This window comes from Streptomyces diastaticus subsp. diastaticus, from assembly GCF_011170125.1.
Classification (GTDB): Bacteria; Actinomycetota; Actinomycetes; order Streptomycetales; family Streptomycetaceae; genus Streptomyces; species Streptomyces diastaticus.
On the sequence record NZ_BLLN01000003.1, the window covers coordinates 1,197,912 to 1,218,593 of the forward strand.

Below are 20,682 nucleotides of genomic sequence, written 5' to 3' on the forward strand. Positions count from 1 at the left end.
TGGGGCACAATGACCGCAGCCGCGCGGACCCCGGTGCCCGGCCCGCCGGGCCGACCGGCCCCTGGGCGGAGCGGAGGGCGGACGGCAGACTGGCGGCCGAGAAGACGACCGGCAGACCTACGACGACACTGGCGGAACGACGAGATGACCCACTCCACAGCCGCAACCGACGGTGCCGCCCCCGGGCGCGAGGACAGCCACCCCACCCGGACGCGGGCGGGCACCAGCCGGGCCTTCGCCTGGATGCTGGTGATCACCGGCGCGGCCGGGCTGCTCGCCGCCTGGGTCATCACCATCGACAAGTTCAAGCTGCTCGAGGACCCGGACTTCGTCCCGGGATGCAGCCTCAACCCGGTCGTGGCCTGCGGCAACATCATGCAGAGCGAGCAGGCGTCGGCCTTCGGCTTCCCCAACCCGATGCTGGGCCTCGCCGCCTACGCCGTGGTGATCGCCGTCGGCGTCAGCCTGCTCTCCGGGGCCCGCTTCCCCCGCTGGTACTGGCTGACCTTCAACGCCGGGACGCTCTTCGGCGTCGGCTTCTGCACCTGGCTCCAGTACCAGTCGCTGTACAACATCAACTCCCTCTGCCTGTGGTGCTGCCTCGCCTGGGTCGCCACGACCGTCATGTTCTGGTACGTCACGGTCCACAACGTCCGTGAGGGCTTCCTGCCCGCGCCTCGCGGCCTGCGCGCCTTCGTCGGAGAGTTCGCCTGGGTGCTGCCCGTCCTGCACGTCGGCGTCATCGGCATGCTGGTCCTCACCCGCTGGTGGGAGTTCTGGACCAGCTGACCCCCCCCGGGGGCCCCTCCCGGCGGCCCCGGGCCGGCTGTCGGTGCGGTGAATTAGGGTTCCCGTGTGGAACCCGACCTCTTCACCGCAGCAGCCGAAGACCGCCAGGAGAAGGACCCGTCCAGCAGCCCCCTGGCCGTCCGGATGCGCCCGCGCACCCTGGACGAGGTGGTCGGCCAGCAGCACCTGCTCAAGCCCGGATCGCCGCTGCGCCGCCTCGTCGGCGAGGGCGGCGGCGGCCCGGCGGGCCCCTCCTCGGTCTTCCTCTGGGGCCCGCCCGGCATCGGCAAGACGACGCTGGCGTACGTGGTCAGCAAGGCCACCAACAAGCGGTTCGTGGAGCTCTCCGCGATCACCGCCGGGGTCAAGGAGGTGCGCGCCGTCATCGACGGTGCGCGCCGCGCCTCCGGCGGCTTCGGCAAGGAGACCGTCCTCTTCCTCGACGAGATCCACCGCTTCTCCAAGGCGCAGCAGGACTCCCTGCTGCCCGCCGTGGAGAACCGCTGGGTCACCCTGATCGCCGCCACCACCGAGAACCCGTACTTCTCGGTGATCTCCCCGCTGCTCTCCCGCTCCCTGCTGCTCACCCTCGAGCCGCTGACCGACGACGACCTGCGCGGCCTCGTCCGCCGCGCCCTCACCGACGAGCGGGGCCTGGCCGGCTCCGTCACCCTCGCCGAGGACGCCGAGGCCCACCTGCTGCGGGTCGCCGGGGGTGACGCCCGCCGCGCGCTGACCGCCCTGGAGGCGGGGGCCGGGGCCGCGCTCGACAAGGGCGAGGCGCAGATCACCCTCACCACCCTGGAAGAGTCGGTGGACCGGGCCGCCGTGGCCTACGACCGTGCGGGCGACCAGCACTACGACGTGGCGAGCGCCCTCATCAAGTCCATCCGCGGCTCGGACGTGGACGCCGCCCTGCACTATCTGGCCCGGATGATCGACGCCGGGGAGGACCCCCGTTTCATCGCCCGCCGCCTGATGATCTCGGCCAGCGAGGACATCGGCCTCGCCGACCCGACGGCCCTGCCCACCGCCGTCGCCGCCGCCCAGGCCGTCGCCATGATCGGCTTCCCGGAGGCGGCGCTGACCCTGAGCCACGCCACCATCGCGCTCGCGCTGGCCCCCAAGTCCAACGCCGCCACCACCGCGATCGGCGCCGCCCTGGAGGACGTCCGCAAGGGCCACGCCGGGCCCGTCCCCACCCACCTGCGCGACGGCCACTACAAGGGCGCGGCCAAGCTCGGCCACGCCCAGGGGTACATCTACCCGCACGACGTCCCCGGTGCCATCGCCGCCCAGCAGTACGCCCCGGACGCCCTGGCCGGCAAGCGGTACTACCAGCCCACCCGGTACGGCGCCGAGGCCCGCTACGCCGACGTGGTCGAGAAGGTCCGCGAGCGCCTCGCCGAGCCCGGCCGCGAGGGCTGAGCCCGGCCGGACCGCGGGCGGGAGCACTCCCGGTGAGCCGGTACACTCGACTCGCAGTGCTGCGTCCCACGTCCGGCTCCGTCCGGCACCACCAGAGTGGGACATCCAGCCGGAAGCCCCCACCGCCTCGCGGTGGTGAGCGGGTCTTCCAGGAGCGTCGCGCACCGTCGAAGGTGTCGCGGGCAGCCCACCACCCCCCAGCGGCGGTCGGTGGGCCACTCGCGTGCTGCACGTTAGTGCCCAGACCAGGGAGCGGCTGCCCGGTGGAACCGTGTCACCACACGGAACCGCGGGGTTTCCCCGGCTGCGGATGCGACCTCCCCTAACCCTGGTGAGCCACCCACGAAAGATGAGAGAAGGTCCGGTTCATGCCGAACCAGTCCCGTCCCAAGGTCAAGAAGTCGCGTGCTCTCGGTATCGCGCTGACCCCGAAGGCCGTCAAGTACTTCGAGGCCCGCCCCTACCCGCCGGGTGAGCACGGCCGCGGCCGCAAGCAGAACTCGGACTACAAGGTCCGTCTGCTCGAGAAGCAGCGCCTGCGCGCCCAGTACGACATCAGCGAGCGTCAGATGGCCCGTGCCTACGACCGCGCTCGCAAGGCCGAGGGCAAGACCGGCGAAGCGCTGGTCATCGAGCTGGAGCGTCGTCTCGACGCCCTGGTGCTGCGTTCGGGCATCGCCCGCACCATCTACCAGGCCCGTCAGATGGTCGTCCACGGCCACATCGAGGTCAACGGCCACAAGGTCGACAAGCCGTCGTACCGCGTGCGTCCCGACGACGTCGTCATGGTCCGCGAGCGCAGCCGCGAGAAGCACCCCTTCCAGGTCGCCCGCGAGGGTGGCTACGACACGGAGGGCGAGACCCCGCGCTACCTCCAGGTCAACCTGAAGGCCCTGGCCTTCCGTCTGGACCGGGACCCGAACCGCAAGGAGATCCCGGTCATCTGCGACGAGCAGCTCGTCGTCGAGTACTACGCCCGCTGATCACCCGCTGATCCGGCAGAGCACTCAGCCCGCCCCCTCTCCCGTCCGGAGAGGGGGCGGGTTCGTCGCTTGTCGAACCGGTCCCGCGCCGCGCGCGGGGCCAGGAAACCGGTTCGGGAGGCCGGTGGCCGCGCGATAGGCTCGACAGGCGGCCGGCCGGTGCCGAAGGCCCCTCGCGGGGGACGCCGGCCCGGTCCTCCCGGAGGCGTCCGCGCCCCGGGGCCCCGCGCCACGCGTGGGTGCACAACCCGACGAACCTGACGAATCAGACCCGAGAGAGAGCGGTGCGCAGTGTCCGGTGGAGAGGTGGCCGGGATCCTGGTGGCCGTCTTCTGGGCGATTCTGGTCTCCTTCCTCGCCGTGGCCCTGGTGAGGCTCGCCCAGACGCTCAAGGCGACGACCAAGCTGGTGGCGGACGTCACCGAGCAGGCGGTACCCCTGCTGGCCGACGCCTCGGCGACGGTCCGCTCGGCCCAGAGCCAGCTCGACAGAGTCGACGCCATCGCCTCCGACGTCCAGGAGGTCACCTCCAACGCCTCCGCGCTCTCCACGACGGTCGCCTCCACCTTCGGCGGCCCCCTGGTGAAGGTGGCCGCCTTCGGCTACGGCGTCCGGCAGGCGATCAGCCGCCGGACCCGGGACGAGGACGACCGGCGCACGACCGCCAAGCCCTCCCGCCGCACCGTGATCGTGGGGCGCGCCGTGCCGCCCGCGCGCGGGGCGTGGCGGAGGCGGAAGGACTGACCAGCGATGTTCCGCCGTACGTTCTGGTTCACCGCGGGCGCAGCCGCCGGCGTGTGGGCCAGCCACAAGGTCAACCAGAAGCTCCAGCGGCTCACCCCTGAGAGCCTCGCCGCGCAGGCCGCCGACAAGGCGCTCGACGCCGGCCACCGGATCAAGGACTTCGCCCTCGACGTCCGCGCGGGAATGCTCCAGCGCGAGGCGGAGCTGGACGATGTACTGGGCCTGAACGCGCCTCCTGAGGGGCCCGACGGGCTGCCCGCCGCGCGCCGCCCGGCGCTGGAGGGCGAGCGGTACCCCGTCGCGTACCGCGCCCGGCAGAAGTACCCCGAGAAGTACCCGAAGCACCCGAACAACCGGAATGAGGACCACTGATGGAGTCGGCTGAGATCCGCCGCCGCTGGCTGCGCTTCTTCGAGGAGCGCGGGCACACCGTCGTCCCTTCGGCGTCGCTGATCGCGGACGACCCCACCCTGCTGCTCGTCCCCGCGGGCATGGTCCCCTTCAAGCCGTACTTCCTCGGTGAGGCCGCCCCGCCCGCCCCGCGCGCCACCAGCGTGCAGAAGTGCGTGCGCACCCCGGACATCGAAGAGGTCGGCAAGACCACCCGGCACGGCACGTTCTTCCAGATGTGCGGCAACTTCTCCTTCGGGGACTACTTCAAGGAAGGGGCCATCACCTACGCCTGGGAGCTGCTCACCAGCCCGCAGGAGCAGGGCGGTTACGGCCTCGACCCCGAGCGCCTGTGGATCACCGTCTACCTCGACGACGACGAGGCCGAGACGATCTGGCGGGAGAAGATCGGTGTCCCCGCCGAGCGCATCCAGCGTCTGGGCAAGAAGGACAACTTCTGGTCCATGGGTGTCCCCGGCCCCTGCGGCCCCTGCTCCGAGATCAACTACGACCGCGGCCCCGAGTTCGGCGTCGAGGGCGGCCCGGCCGTCAACGACGAGCGGTACGTGGAGATCTGGAACCTGGTCTTCATGCAGTACGAGCGGGGCGCCGGCGAGGACAAGGAGGACTTCCCGATCCTCGGCGACCTGCCGAGCAAGAACATCGACACCGGCCTCGGCCTCGAACGGCTCGCCATGATCCTCCAGGACGTGCGCAACCTCTACGAGATCGACACCTCGCGCGTCGTCATCGACAAGGCCACCGAGCTGACCGGCGTCCGCTACGGCACCGAACAGGCCTCCGACGTGTCGCTGCGCGTGGTCACCGACCACATGCGCACCTCCGTCATGCTCATCGGCGACGGCGTCACCCCGGGCAACGAGGGCCGCGGCTACGTGCTGCGCCGCATCATGCGCCGCGCCATCCGCAACATGCGCCTGCTCGGTGCCACCGGCCCGGTCGTCTCCGAGCTGGTCGACACGGTCATCGACTCGATGGGCCAGCAGTACCCGGAACTGGTCACCGAGCGCAAGCGCATCCTCACCGTCGCCCTCGCCGAGGAGGCCGCCTTCCTGAAAGCCCTCAAGGGCGGCACCAACATCCTCGACACGGCCGTCACCGAGACCAAGGCCGCCGGCTCGACCGTGCTCTCCGGGGACAAGGCGTTCCTCCTCCACGACACGTGGGGCTTCCCGATCGACCTGACCCTGGAGATGGCCGCCGAGCAGGGGCTGACCGTCGACGAGCCGGGCTTCCGGCGCCTGATGAAGGAGCAGCGGGAGCGCGCCAAGGCCGACGCCCGCGCCAAGAAGACCGGCCACGCCGACCTCTCCGCCTACCGCGAGGTCGCCGACGCCGCCGGCGCCACCGACTTCACCGGCTACCTCGCCACCGAGGGCGAGTCCACCGTGGTCGGCCTGCTGGTCGACGGCGTCTCCTCGCCCGCCGCCACCGAGGGCGACGAGGTCGAGATCGTCCTGGACCGCACCCCGTTCTACGCCGAGGGCGGCGGCCAGATCGCCGACACCGGCCGCATCCGCTTCGACAACGGCGCCGTCGTCGAGGTCCGCGACGTGCAGAAGCCGGTCCCCGGCGTCCACGTCCACAAGGGTGTCGTGCAGGTCGGCGAGGTGACCGTGGGCTCCCCGGCCTACGCCGCCATCGACGTCGGCCGCCGCCGGGCCATCGCCCGCGCCCACTCGGCCACCCACCTCACCCACCAGGCGCTGCGCGACGCGCTCGGCCCGACGGCCGCCCAGGCCGGCTCGGAGAACCAGCCCGGGCGCTTCCGCTTCGACTTCGGCTCCCCGGCCGCCGTGCCCGGGGCCGTCCTCACCGACGTCGAGCAGAAGATCAACGAGGTGCTCGCCCGCGACCTGGACGTCCAGGCCGAGGTCATGAGCATCGACGACGCCAAGAAGCAGGGCGCCATCGCCGAGTTCGGCGAGAAGTACGGCGAGCGCGTCCGGGTCGTCACCATCGGCGACTTCTCCAAGGAGCTGTGCGGCGGCACCCACGTCCACAACACCGCCCAGCTCGGCCTGGTCAAGCTGCTCGGCGAGTCCTCGATCGGCTCGGGCGTGCGCCGGATCGAGGCCCTGGTCGGCGTCGACGCGTACCACTTCCTGGCCAAGGAGCACACGGTCGTCGCCCAGCTCCAGGAGCTGGTCAAGGGCCGTCCCGAGGAGCTGCCCGAGAAGGTCTCCGCCATGCTCGGCAAGCTCAAGGAGGCCGAGAAGGAGATCGAGCGGTTCCGCGCGGAGAAGGTCCTCCAGGCCGCCGCCGGGCTCGCCGCGGGCGCCCAGGACGTCCGGGGCACCGCTCTGGTCACCGGCCGGGTGCCCGACGGCACGGGCGCCGACGACCTGCGCAAGCTCGTCCTCGACGTGCGCGGCCGTATCCCCTCCGACCGGCCGGCCGTGGTCGCCCTGTTCACCGTGGCGGGTGACCGGCCGCTGACCGTGGTCGCCACCAACGAGGCCGCCCGCGAGCGCGGCCTCAAGGCCGGTGACCTGGTGCGCACCGCCGCCAAGACGCTCGGCGGAGGCGGTGGCGGCAAGCCCGACGTCGCCCAGGGCGGCGGGCAGAACCCGCAGGCCATCGACGAGGCCGTCAGCGCCGTCGAACGCCAGGTCGCCGAGAGCGCGCGATGAGCGGAACGCTGCGCCGGGGCCGCCGCCTGGCCGTGGACGTCGGGGACGCCCGGATCGGGGTCGCCTCGTGCGACCCCGACGGGATCCTCGCCACGCCGGTGGAGACCGTGCCGGGACGCGACGTCCCGGCCGCCCACCGGCGGCTCGCCGCCCTTGTCGAGGAGTACGAGCCGATCGAGGTCGTCGTCGGGCTCCCGCGCTCCCTCAAGGGCGGCGAGGGCCCGGCGGCGGTCAAGGTCCGCGCCTTCGCCCAGGAACTCGCCCGGACCGTCGCGCCCGTGCCGGTGCGTCTGGTCGACGAGCGGATGTCCACGGTGACGGCGGCTCAGGGGATGCGGGCCTCCGGGGTCCGCGCCAAGAAGGGGCGCGCCGTCATCGACCAGGCGGCCGCCGTGGTGATCCTCCAGAGCGCCCTGGAGTCCGAACGGGCGTCAGGTGACGCCCCTGGTGAGGGCGTCGAAGTGGTCATCTGATCGCGATACGGTAACGTGCCGCGCGATGCGCCGGTGTGTTCGAACTGCTGACGCACACGGTAGAAGAGACGGCGCGGAGGCCGCCCCCACGCGGCGGTTTCCCCCGTCCCGCGCTCTAGGGGACCGATGACTGAGTATGGCCGGGGCCAAGGCTCCGATCCGTGGCAGGAGGACCCGCTCTCCTCGCCGGCCTACGGGCAGGCGGCGCAGGGCGGGTACGGCGACGGATGGAGTGGACAGCAGCCTGGTGGCTATCCGCCCCCGCAGCCCGGTTACGACGGGCAGCCGCACCAGCAGTACCCGCGGGACGGGGCTCAGCAGGGCTACCCGCAGCAGCAGTACCCGCAGCAGGGCCTCCCGGGCCAGCAGCAGTACGACCCGCACCAGCAGCACGGCTACCAGCAGCAGGGCTACCAGCAGCAGAACTATCCGCAGCACAGCCAGCAGGACCAGCAGACCCAGTACGCCGGCTCCGACGGCTACGGCCAGCAGTACACCGGCGGCTGGGACACCGGGCAGGTCCCCCCGTACGACCCCGCGGCCGGCGACCCCTACCAGCAGCAGGTCCCCAGCCACCCCGGCCACGACGGCTACGCCGACGGGCAGCACGACCCGTACCGCACCGAGGACGCCTACCCGCCGCCCCGCCCACCGGGCCGCCGCGAGAGCCCGCAGCCCGACAGCGAGTGGGAGGAGCCCGCGGAGGAGACCCACCCCTTCTTCACCGGCGCCGACGACACGCCGGACGTGGACGAGGGCCGCGGCGCCCGGCGCGGGCGGGGGCGCAGGAACGAGCGTCACCACGAGGGCGACCGGGACACGGACGACGAGTACGACGACGGGCACGAGGACGAGCCGGAGCCCGGCGGGCGGCGCGGCGGGCGCGGTGGCGGCAGGCAGCGCGGCCGGGGGACCAAAGGCAAGAGCCGCAACGGCGTCGCCTGCCTCGTCGTCTCGCTGGTGCTGGTCGGCGGCGGCAGCGCGGTCGCGTACTACGGCTACCAGTTCTACCAGGACCGCTTCGGCCCGGCCGAGGACTACGCGGGCGAGGGCTCGGGCCAGGTCGTCGTCGAGGTCCCGCAGGGCGCCGTCGGATGGGACATCGCCAACCTGCTGAAGAAGCACGACGTCGTCAAGAGCGGTTCCGCCTTCGTCAACGCGCAGAACGCCCACCCCAAGGGCAAGTCCCTCCAGCCCGGTTTCTACACGCTGCGCAAGCAGATGTCCGGCAAGGCCGCCGTCGCTCTGATGCTCAGTCCCAAGAGCCGCAACACCCTGATCATCCCCGAGGGCCGCCGCAACGCCTGGGTCTACGAGCAGATCGACAAGCGGCTCGGCGTCAAGGCCGGCACCACCGAGGACGTGGCGCTCAAGGAGTCCAAGTCCCTGGGCCTGCCCAAGTGGGCCAACAACCGCAAGGACATCAAGGACCCGCTGGAAGGCTTCCTCTTCCCCTCCAGCTACCCGCTGGGCAAGTCGATGGAGCCGGCCGACGTCCTCAAGAAGATGGTCGCGCAGGCCAAGCAGGAGTACGCCCGGTACGACCTGGTGGGCTCGGCCGAGAAACTCGGTCTGGAGGACCCGCTCCAGGTGGTCACGGTCGCGAGCCTGGTCCAGGCCGAGGGCATGACCCACGACGACTTCCGGAAGATGGCCGCCGTCGTCTACAACCGGCTCCAGCCGGACAACACGGTGACCAACCAGAAGCTGGAGTTCGACTCCACGTACAACTACCTGAAGGGCGAGAGCGAGATCGACATCTCGATCGCCAAGATCCGTAACGATCCCGACCCGTACAACACCTACTACCACAAGCTCCTGCCGCCGGGCCCGATCGGGAACCCGGGCTCGGACGCCATGAAGGCGGCCACCGCCCCGGACACCGACGACTGGATGTTCTTCATCTCCATCGACGGCAAGACGACCAAGTTCACCAAGACCCTGGCCGACCACGAGGCCCTGGTGAAGGAGTTCAATGAAAGCCGCAAGGGCCAGTGAGCACGGGGGCCGCCGGGCCGCCGTCCTCGGCAAGCCCGTCGACCACTCGCTCTCCCCGGTCCTGCACCGCGCCGCCTACGCGGAACTGGGCCTCGACGGGTGGTCGTACGACCGGTTCGAGACCGACGAGGCGCGGCTTCCCGGATTCGTCGCCGGGCTCGGCCCCGAGTGGGCCGGACTGTCGCTGACCATGCCGCTGAAGCGGGCCGCGCTCGCCCTGTGCGAGACGGTCTCCCCGGTGGCGCGCTCCGTCGAGGCGGTCAACACGCTGGTCCGCGGCACCGACGGCGGCTGGCACGGCGACAACACCGACGTGCCCGGCCTGGTGGCCGCCCTGCGGGAGCGAGGCGTCGAGAAGGCGCCCGAGGCCGCCGTCCTCGGCGCCGGTGCCACCGCCTCCTCCGCGCTGGCCGCCCTCGCCTCGATCGGCGCCGACCGGACCGAGGTGTACGTCCGCAGTGAGGCGCGCGCCGAGGAGATGCGCGAATGGGGTCGGCGCCTCGGCGTCGAGGTCCTCGCCCGGCCCTGGGAGCGGGCCGCCGAGGCGCTTCGCCGGCCGCTGGTGATCGCCACCACACCGGCCGGGGCCGCCGACGCGCTCGCAGCGGACGTCCCCGACCTGCCCGGCACCCTCTTCGACGTGCTCTACGAGCCGTGGCCCACGCCGCTCGCGGCCCGCTGGGCCGAGCGTGGCGGCGCCCTCCTCGGCGGCCTCGACCTCCTGGTCCACCAGGCCGTCCTCCAGGTCGAGCAGATGACCGGCCTGGCGCCCGCGCCGCTCTCGGCCATGCGTGCGGCGGGCACCGCCGCCCTGGGGGAGGCCCGCACGTCCCGTGCGGCGCCCGGCACGCACGCTCCCCGCGTCGGCCGACGGCCCGCGTAGCTCCGCCACGAGGACTCGCGTCCGGTACACCGGGAGCGCGCCCCCGCCCGCTGACCCGAGGGTGTTCCACCCGTTGGACCGCTTGCCGCACCGGCCCGCCCGGCGTGGGAGGATCGGGTGCGGCGGGCAGGGGACGCGCACCCGGCCGCGCCGCCGAGACCGGGCGCGAGCAGGAGGAGCACCGTTGAGCAGGCTGCGTTGGCTGACCGCGGGGGAGTCGCACGGACCCGCACTGGTGGCCACCCTGGAGGGACTTCCCGCCGGGGTGCCGATCACCACGGAGATGGTCGCCGACCATCTGGCCCGGCGGCGGCTCGGCTACGGTCGTGGCGCCCGGATGAAGTTCGAGCGCGACGAGGTCACCTTCCTCGGCGGGGTCCGCCACGGACTGACCCTCGGCTCCCCGGTGGCCGTCATGGTCGGCAACACCGAGTGGCCCAAGTGGGAGCAGGTCATGGCGGCCGACCCGGTCGACCCCGAGGAACTGGCCGCGCTCGCGCGCAACGCCCCGCTCACCCGTCCGAGGCCCGGCCACGCCGACCTCGCCGGGATGCAGAAGTACGGCTTCGACGAGGCGCGCCCGATCCTGGAGCGCGCCTCCGCGCGGGAGACCGCGGCCCGGGTCGCGCTCGGTGCCGTCGCCCGCTCGTACCTGTCGGAGACGGCCGGGATCGAGATCGTCTCGCACGTCGTGGAGCTGGCAGCGGCCAGGGCGCCGTACGGCACGCTCCCGGTCCCCGGCGACGTGGAGCGGCTCGACGCCGACCCCGTGCGCTGCCTGGACCCGGAGGCGTCCGCGGCGATGGTCGCGGAGATCGACCAGGCCCACAAGGACGGCGACACCCTCGGCGGTGTGGTCGAGGTCGTCGCCCACGGCGTGCCGGTCGGGCTCGGCTCGCACGTCCACTGGGACCGGCGGCTCGACGCACGGCTGGCCGGTGCCCTCATGGGCATCCAGGCGATCAAGGGCGTCGAGGTCGGCGACGGCTTCGACCTGGCCCGCGTCCCCGGTTCGCAGGCGCACGACGAGATCGTCGTCACCGACGACGGCATCCGGCGTGCCTCGGGCCGCTCCGGCGGCACCGAGGGCGGCCTGACCACCGGTGAGGTGCTGCGGGTGCGGGCCGCCATGAAGCCCATCGCCACCGTGCCCCGCGCGCTCGGCACGGTCGACGTCGCCACCGGTGAGCCCGCCAAGGCCCACCACCAGCGCTCCGACGTCTGCGCCGTCCCGGCCGCCGGCATCGTCGCCGAGGCGATGGTCGCCCTCGTCCTCGCCGACGCCGTCGCGGAGAAGTTCGGCGGCGACAGCGTCGACGAGACCCGCCGCAACATCGCCGGCTACCTCGACCACCTCCCCGTCCGGTGAGCGCCGGAACCCCGGCCGACGCCGGCCCCTGCCTGGTCCTCGTCGGCCCCATGGGCGTCGGCAAGTCCACCGTCGGCGCGCTGCTCGCCGAGCGGCTCGGACACGTCTACCGCGACACCGACGCCGACATCGTCGCCGCCGAGGGCCGCGAGATCGCCGAGATCTTCGTCGACGACGGCGAACCGCACTTCCGCGAGCTGGAGCGCCGTGCCGTCGCCGAAGCCCTCGCGGCCCACCCGGGCGTCCTGGCGCTCGGCGGTGGCGCCGTCCTCGACCCGTCGACCCGCGCCCTGCTCGCCGGGCACCCGGTCGTCTACCTGTCGATGCAGGTGGACGAGGCGGTGCGGCGCACCGGCCTGGCCACCGCCCGCCCGCTGCTCGCCGTCAACCCGCGACGGCAGTGGCGCGAGCTGATGGAGGCCCGCCGCCACCTCTACACCGAGGTCGCCCGCGCCGAGGTCCCCACCGACCACCGCACCCCCGAAGAGGTCGCCGAAGCGGTCCTCGACGCACTGGAGTTGAAGCACGCATGACCCTGCGTATCCCGGTCGGCGCCACCGCAGGCACCGACCCGTACGAGGTACTGATCGGCCGCCGGCTCCTCGGTGAGCTGCCCGGTCTCATCGGCGAGCAGGCCCGCCGGGTCGCCGTCATCCACCCCGAGGCGCTGGCCGAGACCGGTGAGGCACTCCGCGCCGACCTCGCCGACCAGGGGTACGAGGCCATCGCCGTCCAGGTGCCCAACGCCGAGGAGGCCAAGACCGCCGAGGTCGCCGCCTACTGCTGGAAGGCGCTCGGCCAGTCCGGCTTCACCCGCACCGACGTCATCGTCGGTGTCGGCGGCGGCGCCACCACCGACCTCGCCGGGTTCGTCGCGGCGAGCTGGCTGCGCGGGGTGCGCTGGGTCGCCGTCCCCACCACCGTGCTGGCCATGGTCGACGCGGCCGTCGGCGGCAAGACCGGCATCAACACCGCCGAGGGCAAGAACCTCGTCGGCGCCTTCCACCCGCCGGCCGGGGTCCTCTGCGACCTGGCCGCGCTGGAGTCGCTGCCGGTCCACGACTACGTCAGCGGCCTCGCCGAGATCATCAAGGCCGGTTTCATCGCCGACCCGGTCATCCTCGACCTCATCGAGTCCGACCCGGCCGCCGCCCGCACCCCCGCCGGGCCGCACACCGCCGAACTCATCGAGCGCTCCATCCGCGTCAAGGCCGACGTGGTCTCCGAGGACCTCAAGGAGTCCGGCCGCCGCGAGATCCTCAACTACGGCCACACCCTGGGCCATGCCATCGAGAAGAACGAGCGGTACGAGTGGCGGCACGGCGCGGCCGTCGCCGTCGGTATGCTCTACGCCGCCGAGCTGGGCCGCCTCGCCGGACGGCTCGACGACGCCACCGCCGACCGGCACCGCTCCGTGCTGGAGGCGGTCGGCCTGCCGCTGACCTACCGATACGACCAGTGGCCCAAGCTGGTCGAGAACATGAAGGTCGACAAGAAGTCCCGCGGTGACACACTGCGCTTCATCGTCCTCGACGGCCTGGCCCGCCCGACCGTCCTGGAGGGCCCCGACCCGGCCGTCATGCTCGGGGCGTACGGCGAGGTCGCGGACTGAACCGGGCGGCCGCCCGAGCGGCCGCCGGACAGCGCCCCGCCGCGGCCGCGGCGCACCCCGCTCCGGCCGCGGCGGCGCCCCCGGGGGCGGTGGTGAGGTCGCCGTCGCGAGACCGGGCACGCGTTGACCTGCCCGGGCGTTCACACAACACCGGCCGGGGACGGTACCGTTCGGTAGCGCGTCGGCGGCCGGGGCTTCCCGGTGGCGCCGCGCACCCACGCCAGTTGCCTGACGAGACGGAGTGGCACCGGATGCAGCACGCAGGGGGGCCTCCGCTGCCGCCTTATCCCCAGCCCGCCACGGCGAGCGCCGACTGGCCGCAGGGCAGCCCGCCCCCGCACCCGGCGCCGCCGCCACGGCCGCCGCAGCCCGCCCAGCCCCCGGGTTTCGTCGGGGGAGTCCCCTCCGGACGCACCCCGCACCCGGGGCAGGGCGCCCCTACCGTGCCCGTCCCGCCGGCCTCCGTGCCGCCGGAGGGCACCGGGCACGTGCAGCTCCCGCCGGGCGGGCCGGTGGCGATGCCCAGCCCGCCGCCCGGCGCCGGACAGGCGGACACCGGCAGCACCACCCTCGCGGTACTCCTCATAGGCCCGGCCGGAGCCGGGAAGACCACCGTCGCCCGCCTCTGGGCCGAACAGCGCCGGGTGCCCACCGCCCACATCAGCCTGGACGACGTCCGCGAGTGGGTCCGCTCCGGCTTCGCCGACCCGCAGGCCGGATGGAACGACCACTCCGAGGCGCAGTACCGCCTCGCCCGCCGCACCTGCGGCTTCTCCGCCCGCAACTTCCTCGCCAACGGCATCTCCTGCATCCTCGACGACGCCGTCTTCCCCGACCGGCCGGTGATCGGCCTCGGCGGCTGGAAGCGCCACGTCGGCCCGGGCCTGCTGCCGGTCGTCCTGCTGCCCGGCCTGGAGATCGTCCTGGAGCGCAACGCCGCCCGTCACGGCAACCGCCGCCTCTCCGACGAGGAGGTGGCCCGCATCCACGGCCGGATGGCCGGCTGGTACGGCTCCGGGCTGCCGATCATCGACAACTCGCACCTCGACGCCGCTCAGACCGCCCGCGCCCTCGACGACGTCCTCGCCCGCGCCATCGCCAGCCCGCCCCAGTGGTGACCACCCCCGCCGCCCGCGCCCCGGCGCCCGGTCGGACGCGCTGAACCAGCCGGTGCGCCGCGCCGCTCGTAGGCTCGGAACATGTCCGAGGCCCCGCACGCGTACGACGTGTACCAAGCCCGCAGGCAGCGGCTGCGGGAGCGCTGCGCGGCGGCCGGTGACGCCGCCGCCGTGGTCTCCCGCCCGGCCAACATCCGCTACCTGACCGGCACCGCCCCCGAACGGGCCGCCCTGCTGCTCACCACCCACGATCCGGGCGCCGACGTGCTGCTCTGCGCCGTCCGGCCCGGCGCGCGGCCCGAGGAGGGCAGAGCGGACGAGGCACTCAGGCTCGAACTGCTGGACGGCCCCGGGGCCGATCCGGCCGTGGCCGCGGCCACCCTCGCGCTGCGCCGGGGCGGCCGGCCGGTCGCCGTCGAGGAGCACGACCTCACGGTGGCGCGGCACCGCGCGATGGCCTCGGCCGCCCCCGGCCTCGCCCTCACCGACCTGGGCGGCGCCGTCGAGCAGCTGCGGTACGTCAAGGACGAGGACGAGATCTCCTGCCTGCGGATCGCCGCCGAGATCACCGACCAGGCGCTGGGCGAACTCCTGGAATCCATCCTGGTCGGCCGCACCGAGCGGCACCTCGCGCTGGAGCTGGAGCGCCGCCTGATCGACCACGGCGCCGACGGACCGGCCTTCGCCAGCTCGGTGGGGACCGGCCCCAACGCGGGCCTCGCCCGTCACCAGCCCACCGACCGCCGGGTCGAGGAGGGCGACTTCCTCACCGTGAGTCTCGGCGCGGTCTACCGCGGCTACCGCTGCGCGATCGGCCGTACCTTCGTCATCGGCACCACCCCGGCCGACTGGCAGGTGGAGTTGTACGACCTGGTCTTCGCCGCCCAGCGGGCCGGGCGGGAGGCGCTCGCACCCGGCGCCGCCTGCCGTGACGTCGACCGGGCCGCCCGCCAGGTGCTCACCGGCGCGGGGTACACCGAGGGGCTGGCGCCGGTCACCGGGCACGGGGTCGGCCTGGAAAACGTGGAGGACCCGCAGATCGCCCCTGCGGCCATGGGTAAACTGGACGCTCGTGTGCCGGTCACCGTCGAACCGGGAGTCCACCTCCCGGGCCGGGGCGGAGTCCGGATCGACGACACGCTCGTCGTCCGCCCCGGGGCGGACGGCGGACCTGAGCTACTCACCATCACGACCAAGGAGCTGCTCGCGCTCTAGCCCCGGCCTGTGCGTGCACCCGAGGTCCCACCAGCTCCCCGCCGATCGTCAGACCGGAGGGGAGACACCCATTCGTCCAGGAGATTCCGCAAACGTGGCTTCCACGAACGACCTCAAGAACGGCTTGGTACTGAAGCTCGAGGGGGGCCAGCTCTGGTCCGTGGTCGAGTTCCAGCACGTCAAGCCCGGCAAGGGCCCTGCCTTCGTGCGCACCAAGCTGAAGAACGTGCTGTCCGGAAAGATCGTCGACAAGACCTTCAACGCCGGCGTGAAGGTCGAGACGGCCACCGTCGACAAGCGCGACATGCAGTTCTCGTACATGGACGGCGACTACTTCGTCTTCATGGACATGGAGACCTACGAGCAGCTGCACGTCGACCGCAAGGTCGTCGGTGACGCCGCCAACTTCCTCATCGAGGGCTTCGAGGCGACCGTCGCCCAGTACGAGGGCGAGGTGCTCTTCGTGGAGCTGCCGGCCGCCGTCGAGCTGGTCGTCAAGGAGACCGAGCCGGGCGTCCAGGGCGACCGCTCCACCGGCGGCACCAAGCCGGCCACCCTGGAGACGGGCTACCAGATCAACGTCCCGCTCTTCATCACCACCGGTGAGAAGATCAAGGTCGACACCCGTTCGAGCGACTACCTCGGCCGGGTGAACGGCTAACCGTGGCTGCTCGCAATACGGCCCGCAAGCGCGCCTTCCAGATCCTCTTCGAGGCCGATCAGCGCGGCGCCGACGTGCTGACCGTCCTCGCCGACTGGATTCGGCACGCACGCTCCGACACCCGGCAGCCGCCGGTCAGCGAGTACACGATGGAACTCGTCGAGGGATACGCCGAGCACGAGCGGCGCATCGACGAACTCATCTCGCAGTACGCCGTCGACTGGACGCTCGACCGGATGCCCGTCGTCGACCGCAACATCCTGCGGCTCGGCGCCTACGAGCTGATCTGGGTCGACACCACCCCGGACGCCGTCGTGCTGGACGAGGCCGTCCAGCTGGCCAAGGAGTTCTCCACGGACGACTCCCCGGCCTTCGTCAACGGCCTGCTCGCCCGGTTCAAGGAGCTGAAGCCGGGTCTGCGCCGCGTCTGATCCGCCGCGCACCGCGGGAGCCCGTGGCCATCACGGCCGCGGGCTCCCGCCACGTCCGGGACCGGGCTGCCCCGGACGCACCTGAGGGCGGTCCCGGCAGACCTCCGGGACCGCCCTCAGGCGGATGTCGTCACTGGCGTGGTGCGGGTCAGCTCTCCTCGTGGGCGACCGCGCGGCGGGCGTCGGAGTCGAGGACACCCCAGCTGATCAGCTGCTCGGTGAGGACCGAGGGCGACTGGTCGTAGATGACGGCGAGGGTGCGCAGGTCGTCCTGGCGGATGGAGAGGACCTTGCCGTTGTAGTCCCCGCGCTGCGACTGGATGGTCGCGGCGTACCGCTGGAGGGGGCCCGCCTTCTCCGGCGGGACGTTGGCCAGGCGCTCCAGCTGGAGGACGAGCTTCGGCGGGGGCTCGGCCGCGCCGCCGGGGGTCGTGCCCGGCAGCAGCTCCTGCACGGGGACGCCGTAGAAGTCCGCGAGCTCGGCGAGCCGCTGCACGGTGACGGCGCGGTCCCCGCGCTCGTACGAACCGACCACGACCGCCTTCCAGCGGCCCTGGGACTTCTCCTCGACGCCGTGGAGGGAAAGGCCCTGCTGCGTGCGGATGGCGCGGAGCTTGGCCCCGAGCTGTTTTGCGTATTCGCTGGACATGTGGCTCCCCGGACGAAGACTGGTAACTCACTGTGAGGTTACGCAGCGTTACTTGGCCGCGTCAAGCCGAACGAGGGTGCCGGGAGGGCCGCGAGCGCTCCCCTGGGCGCCTCGGCCCCCAGGAGGCGCCGCCCCAGGGGCGCGCCGAACCCGGCCGGGGCCGTTGGGCCGGGCGGGGTCGGGAGGGGGTGGTCAGGCCCCTGCCGGCCACTGGTACGGTGGACGACGCACATCCCGACGTCCTTTAAGAACCGTCCTGTGAGGCGGAGAAGGAGGTCCGTTCCCCGTGAACGCCACCACCCCCGGGAACGCCGGGCCCCACGAGGCCCGCCCCGTTCTCGAAGGCCCCGACATCGGCCGGGTCCTCACCCGCATCTCCCACGAGATCGTCGAGCGCGCCAAGGGCGCCGACGACGTGGTCCTCCTCGGCATCCCCACCCGCGGCGTCCACCTCGCCGGGCGGCTGGCGGCCAAGCTCGCCGAGATCACCTCGCGCCCCGTCCCGGTCGGTTCGCTGGACATCACCATGTACCGCGACGACCTGCGGCTGAAGCCGGCGCGGGCCATCGGCCGCACCGAGATCCCCGCCGACGGGATCGACGGGCGCCTGGTCGTCCTCGTCGACGACGTGCTCTTCTCCGGTCGCACCATCCGTGCCGCCCTCGACGCCCTCGGCGACATCGGCCGGCCCCGTGCCGTGCAGCTCGCCGTCCTCGTCGACCGCGGCCACCGCGAGCTGCCGATCCGCGCCGACTACGTCGGCAAGAACCTCCCCACGTCGCTGCGGGAGACGGTCAAGGTGCAGCTCACCGAGGAGGACGGCCGCGACGCGGTCCTGCTCGGCGCGGGCTCCCCGGCCCCCGCCCCGGCAGGCGGCAACTAGCACCCCCTCCCGCGGTCCGCCGCCGAGCACGCCCCCGCGCGTGCCGGCTGCCGGGCCTGGGTGTCCCCGCATGCCCGAAACCTCCCGAACGCACGGAGCCCACCGATGATGCGCCACCTCATCTCGGCCGCCGACCTCACCCGCGACGACGCCGTCCTCATCCTCGACACCGCCGAGGAGATGGCCCGGGTAGCCGACCGGCCGATCAAGAAACTGCCCACGCTGCGCGGCCGGACCGTCGTCAACCTCTTCTTCGAGGACTCGACGCGGACCCGGATCTCCTTCGAGGCCGCGGAGAAGCGCCTCTCCGCCGACGTCATCAACTTCACCGCCAAGGGATCCTCGGTCTCCAAGGGCGAGTCGCTGAAGGACACCGCCCAGACCCTGGAGGCGATGGGCGTCGACGCCGTCGTCATCCGGCACGGCGCCTCCGGCGCGCCCTTCCGGCTCGCCACCTCCGGCTGGATCGACGCCGCGGTCATCAACGCCGGGGACGGCACCCACCAGCACCCCACCCAGGCCCTGCTGGACGCCTTCACCCTGCGCCGCCGCCTGGTCGGCCCCGACGCCGGCCTCGGCCAGGACCTGGCCGGCCGCCGGGTCACCGTCGTCGGCGACATCCTGCACAGCCGGGTCGCCCGCTCCAACGTCGACCTGCTGCACACCCTCGGCGCCCACGTCACCCTGGTCGCCCCGCCCACCCTGGTGCCGGTCGGCGTCGAGAACTGGCCCTGCGAGGTCTCGTACAGCCTCGACAAGGTGCTCGACCGCTCGGACGCCGTGATGATGCTCCGCGTGCAGCGCGAGCGGATGAACGCCGCGTACTTCCCGACCGAGCGCGAGTACGCCCGCCGGTACGGGCTCGACGGGGAGCGGATGGCGAAGATGCCCGGCGACGCCGTCGTCATGCACCCCGGCCCGATGGTCCGCGGCATGGAGATCACCGCCGAGGTCGCCGACTCCCCGCGCTGCACCGCCGTCGAGCAGGTCACCAACGGCGTCTCCGTGCGGATGGCCGTGCTCTACCTGCTGCTGGGCGGGAACGAGCCCGCCGTCGCCCAGAACCGTCCCGCCCCCGCCACCGAGGAGAACCACGCATCATGACCGCCCACACCAAGACGCTGATCCGCGGGGCGCGCCTGCTCGGCGGCGAGCCCGGGGACGTCCTCGTCGACGGCGAGACGATCGCCGCCGTCGGCACCGGCCTGGACGCCGCGGGCGCCCGGGTGGTCGACGCCGAGGGCCTGGTCCTCCTCCCCGGCCTCGTCGACCTCCACACCCACCTGCGCGAGCCCGGCCGCGAGGACTCCGAGACCGTCCTCACCGGAACCCGCGCCGCCGCCGCGGGCGGCTACACCGCCGTGCACGCCATGGCCAACACCTTTCCCGTCGCCGACACCGCCGGCGTGGTCGAGCAGGTCTGGCGGCTCGGCAAGGAGTCCGGCTACTGCGACGTGCAGCCCGTCGGCGCCGTCACCGTCGGCCTGGAGGGCAAGCACCTCGCCGAGCTGGGCGCCATGCACGACTCGGCCGCCGGCGTCCGGGTCTTCTCCGACGACGGCAAGTGCGTCGACGACGCGGTGATCATGCGCCGGGCCCTGGAGTACGTGAAGGCGTTCGACGGCGTCGTCGCCCAGCACGCCCAGGAGCCCCGGCTCACCGAGGGCGCCCAGATGAACGAGGGCACCGTCTCCGCCGAACTCGGCCTCGGCGGCTGGCCCGCCGTCGCCGAGGAGTCGATCATCGCCCGGGACGTGCTGCTCGCCGCCCACGTCGGCTCGCGCGTGCACATCTGCCACCTCTCCACCGCCGGCTCCGTGGAGATCGTCCGCTGGGCCAAGTCCAAGGGGTGGAACGTCACCGCCGAGGTCACCCCGCACCACCTGCTCCTCACCGACGAGCTGGTGCGCACCTACAACCCGGTCTACAAGGTCAACCCGCCGCTGCGCACCGAGGCCGACGTGCTGGCGCTGCGCGCCGCACTGGCCGACGGCACCATCGACTGCGTCGCCACCGACCACGCCCCGCACCCCCACGAGGACAAGGACTGCGAGTGGCCGGCCGCGGCCATGGGCATGGTCGGCCTGGAGACCGCGCTCTCCGTGGTCCAGCAGACGATGGTCGACACCGGCCTGCTCGACTGGGCCGGCGTCGCCGACCGGATGTCCTTCCGCCCGGCCGCCATCTCCCGCCTCGCCGGTCAGGGCCGCCCGGTCGCCGAGGGCGAGCCCGCCAACCTGACCCTGGTCGATCCGGCATACCGTGGAGACGTGGACCCCGCGGGCTTCGCCTCCCGCAGCCGCAACACCCCCTACGAGGGCCGCGAGCTGCCGGGACGCGTCACCCACACCTTCCTGCGGGGCCGGGCAACGGTAGTGGACGGGAAGCTGGCGTGACACCTG

General features: G+C 72.9%; 20 protein-coding genes. 19 read left to right on the forward strand and 1 reads right to left on the reverse strand.

Features of this window, described 5'->3' with window-relative positions; genetic code table 11:
- Window positions 1-144: 144 nt before the first annotated feature.
- The 16 genes from Sdia_RS13830 to nusB all read left to right on the forward strand — a co-directional run bounded on the left by Sdia_RS13830 (window position 145) and on the right by nusB (window position 16,748).
- Window positions 145-789 (forward strand): vitamin K epoxide reductase family protein, encoded by a 645-nt coding sequence (locus tag Sdia_RS13830; protein ID WP_100455897.1) that lies wholly within the window; start codon window positions 145-147, stop codon window positions 787-789.
- Between the two features lie 66 nt (window positions 790-855).
- Window positions 856-2,217 (forward strand): replication-associated recombination protein A, encoded by a 1,362-nt coding sequence (locus tag Sdia_RS13835; RefSeq protein WP_100455896.1) that lies wholly within the window; start codon window positions 856-858, stop codon window positions 2,215-2,217.
- A 368-nt stretch (window positions 2,218-2,585) separates the two neighbouring features.
- On the forward strand, window positions 2,586-3,200 hold the full coding sequence (gene rpsD / locus Sdia_RS13840) for a 30S ribosomal protein S4 (RefSeq protein ID WP_003947046.1): 615 nt from the start codon (window positions 2,586-2,588) through the stop codon (window positions 3,198-3,200).
- Window positions 3,201-3,491: 291 nt separating this feature from the next.
- Window positions 3,492-3,944 carry a DUF948 domain-containing protein gene (locus Sdia_RS13845; protein ID WP_100455895.1) on the forward strand — a complete coding sequence of 151 codons (453 nt, stop codon included), beginning with the start codon at window positions 3,492-3,494 and terminating at the stop codon, window positions 3,942-3,944.
- Between the two features lie 6 nt (window positions 3,945-3,950).
- Window positions 3,951-4,316 carry a hypothetical protein gene (locus tag Sdia_RS13850; protein ID WP_115068440.1) on the forward strand — a complete coding sequence of 122 codons (366 nt, stop codon included), beginning with the start codon at window positions 3,951-3,953 and terminating at the stop codon, window positions 4,314-4,316.
- Complete coding sequence (gene alaS, locus Sdia_RS13855) at window positions 4,316-6,988, forward strand: alanine--tRNA ligase (protein ID WP_189500382.1); 2,673 nt, start codon at window positions 4,316-4,318, stop codon at window positions 6,986-6,988. Before Sdia_RS13850 ends, alaS begins: the two co-directional genes overlap by 1 nt.
- Entirely contained in the window at window positions 6,985-7,461 is a 477-nt protein-coding gene (ruvX, locus tag Sdia_RS13860; RefSeq protein WP_100455892.1) for a Holliday junction resolvase RuvX, read from the forward strand. Before alaS ends, ruvX begins: the two co-directional genes overlap by 4 nt.
- Window positions 7,462-7,587: 126 nt before the next feature.
- A complete protein-coding gene (gene mltG / locus Sdia_RS13865) occupies window positions 7,588-9,459 on the forward strand; it encodes an endolytic transglycosylase MltG (protein WP_189500381.1) in 1,872 nt (623 codons plus the stop codon).
- Window positions 9,437-10,342 (forward strand): shikimate dehydrogenase, encoded by a 906-nt coding sequence (locus Sdia_RS13870; protein ID WP_100455890.1) that lies wholly within the window; start codon window positions 9,437-9,439, stop codon window positions 10,340-10,342. The genes mltG and Sdia_RS13870 overlap by 23 nt, the downstream gene beginning before the upstream one ends.
- 184 nt (window positions 10,343-10,526) lie before the next feature.
- Complete coding sequence (gene aroC / locus Sdia_RS13875; protein ID WP_100455889.1) at window positions 10,527-11,711, forward strand: chorismate synthase; 1,185 nt, start codon at window positions 10,527-10,529, stop codon at window positions 11,709-11,711.
- A 50-nt stretch (window positions 11,712-11,761) separates the two neighbouring features.
- Window positions 11,762-12,244: a shikimate kinase gene (locus Sdia_RS13880; RefSeq protein ID WP_100456110.1), complete on the forward strand. Its 483-nt coding sequence runs from the start codon at window positions 11,762-11,764 to the stop codon at window positions 12,242-12,244.
- The gene (gene aroB / locus Sdia_RS13885) at window positions 12,241-13,323 is read left to right on the forward strand and encodes a 3-dehydroquinate synthase (protein WP_100455888.1); all 1,083 of its coding nucleotides are present in this window, start codon (window positions 12,241-12,243) and stop codon (window positions 13,321-13,323) included. The genes Sdia_RS13880 and aroB overlap by 4 nt, the downstream gene beginning before the upstream one ends.
- Window positions 13,324-13,574: 251 nt before the next feature.
- On the forward strand, window positions 13,575-14,441 hold the full coding sequence (locus Sdia_RS13890; RefSeq protein ID WP_100455887.1) for an AAA family ATPase: 867 nt from the start codon (window positions 13,575-13,577) through the stop codon (window positions 14,439-14,441).
- 81 nt (window positions 14,442-14,522) lie between these two features.
- Window positions 14,523-15,656 carry an aminopeptidase P family protein gene (locus Sdia_RS13895; RefSeq protein ID WP_100455886.1) on the forward strand — a complete coding sequence of 378 codons (1,134 nt, stop codon included), beginning with the start codon at window positions 14,523-14,525 and terminating at the stop codon, window positions 15,654-15,656.
- A gap of 94 nt (window positions 15,657-15,750) precedes the next feature.
- On the forward strand, window positions 15,751-16,317 hold the full coding sequence (gene efp / locus Sdia_RS13900) for an elongation factor P (RefSeq protein WP_100455885.1): 567 nt from the start codon (window positions 15,751-15,753) through the stop codon (window positions 16,315-16,317).
- A 2-nt stretch (window positions 16,318-16,319) separates the two neighbouring features.
- A complete protein-coding gene (gene nusB, locus Sdia_RS13905) occupies window positions 16,320-16,748 on the forward strand; it encodes a transcription antitermination factor NusB (RefSeq protein ID WP_100455884.1) in 429 nt (142 codons plus the stop codon).
- 148 nt (window positions 16,749-16,896) lie between these two features.
- Here nusB and bldD read toward each other — a convergent pair whose 3' ends face one another.
- Entirely contained in the window at window positions 16,897-17,397 is a 501-nt protein-coding gene (gene bldD, locus Sdia_RS13910) for a transcriptional regulator BldD (RefSeq protein ID WP_100455883.1), read from the reverse strand.
- Window positions 17,398-17,683: 286 nt separating this feature from the next.
- Between bldD and pyrR the strand changes: the two genes are divergently transcribed.
- From pyrR to Sdia_RS13925, 3 genes are all read left to right on the forward strand, one after another.
- Complete coding sequence (pyrR, locus tag Sdia_RS13915; RefSeq protein ID WP_115068438.1) at window positions 17,684-18,280, forward strand: bifunctional pyr operon transcriptional regulator/uracil phosphoribosyltransferase PyrR; 597 nt, start codon at window positions 17,684-17,686, stop codon at window positions 18,278-18,280.
- Window positions 18,281-18,385: 105 nt separating this feature from the next.
- Entirely contained in the window at window positions 18,386-19,384 is a 999-nt protein-coding gene (locus Sdia_RS13920; protein ID WP_100455881.1) for an aspartate carbamoyltransferase catalytic subunit, read from the forward strand.
- Window positions 19,381-20,676: a dihydroorotase gene (locus Sdia_RS13925; RefSeq protein WP_100455880.1), complete on the forward strand. Its 1,296-nt coding sequence runs from the start codon at window positions 19,381-19,383 to the stop codon at window positions 20,674-20,676. Before Sdia_RS13920 ends, Sdia_RS13925 begins: the two co-directional genes overlap by 4 nt.
- The last annotated feature ends 6 nt before the right edge of the window (window positions 20,677-20,682 follow it).

Excerpts from the sequence above, each read along its gene's own strand:
- mltG (WP_189500381.1), top strand. The coding sequence starts at position 7,588 with ATGACTGAGTATGGCCGGGGCCAAGGCTCCGATCCGTGGCAGGAGGAC.
- Sdia_RS13870 (WP_100455890.1), top strand. The coding sequence starts at position 9,437 with ATGAAAGCCGCAAGGGCCAGTGAGCACGGGGGCCGCCGGGCCGCCGTC.
- Sdia_RS13895 (WP_100455886.1), top strand. The coding sequence starts at position 14,523 with ATGTCCGAGGCCCCGCACGCGTACGACGTGTACCAAGCCCGCAGGCAG.
- bldD (WP_100455883.1), bottom strand. The coding sequence starts at position 17,397 with ATGTCCAGCGAATACGCAAAACAGCTCGGGGCCAAGCTCCGCGCCATC.
- ruvX (WP_100455892.1), top strand. The coding sequence starts at position 6,985 with ATGAGCGGAACGCTGCGCCGGGGCCGCCGCCTGGCCGTGGACGTCGGG.
- Sdia_RS13925 (WP_100455880.1), top strand. The coding sequence starts at position 19,381 with ATGACCGCCCACACCAAGACGCTGATCCGCGGGGCGCGCCTGCTCGGC.
- alaS (WP_189500382.1), top strand. The coding sequence starts at position 4,316 with ATGGAGTCGGCTGAGATCCGCCGCCGCTGGCTGCGCTTCTTCGAGGAG.
- aroB (WP_100455888.1), top strand. The coding sequence starts at position 12,241 with ATGACCCTGCGTATCCCGGTCGGCGCCACCGCAGGCACCGACCCGTAC.
- Sdia_RS13850 (WP_115068440.1), top strand. The coding sequence starts at position 3,951 with ATGTTCCGCCGTACGTTCTGGTTCACCGCGGGCGCAGCCGCCGGCGTG.
- Sdia_RS13890 (WP_100455887.1), top strand. The coding sequence starts at position 13,575 with ATGCAGCACGCAGGGGGGCCTCCGCTGCCGCCTTATCCCCAGCCCGCC.
- rpsD (WP_003947046.1), top strand. The coding sequence starts at position 2,586 with ATGCCGAACCAGTCCCGTCCCAAGGTCAAGAAGTCGCGTGCTCTCGGT.
- Sdia_RS13880 (WP_100456110.1), top strand. The coding sequence starts at position 11,762 with ATGGGCGTCGGCAAGTCCACCGTCGGCGCGCTGCTCGCCGAGCGGCTC.
- Sdia_RS13830 (WP_100455897.1), top strand. The coding sequence starts at position 145 with ATGACCCACTCCACAGCCGCAACCGACGGTGCCGCCCCCGGGCGCGAG.
- Sdia_RS13920 (WP_100455881.1), top strand. The coding sequence starts at position 18,386 with ATGATGCGCCACCTCATCTCGGCCGCCGACCTCACCCGCGACGACGCC.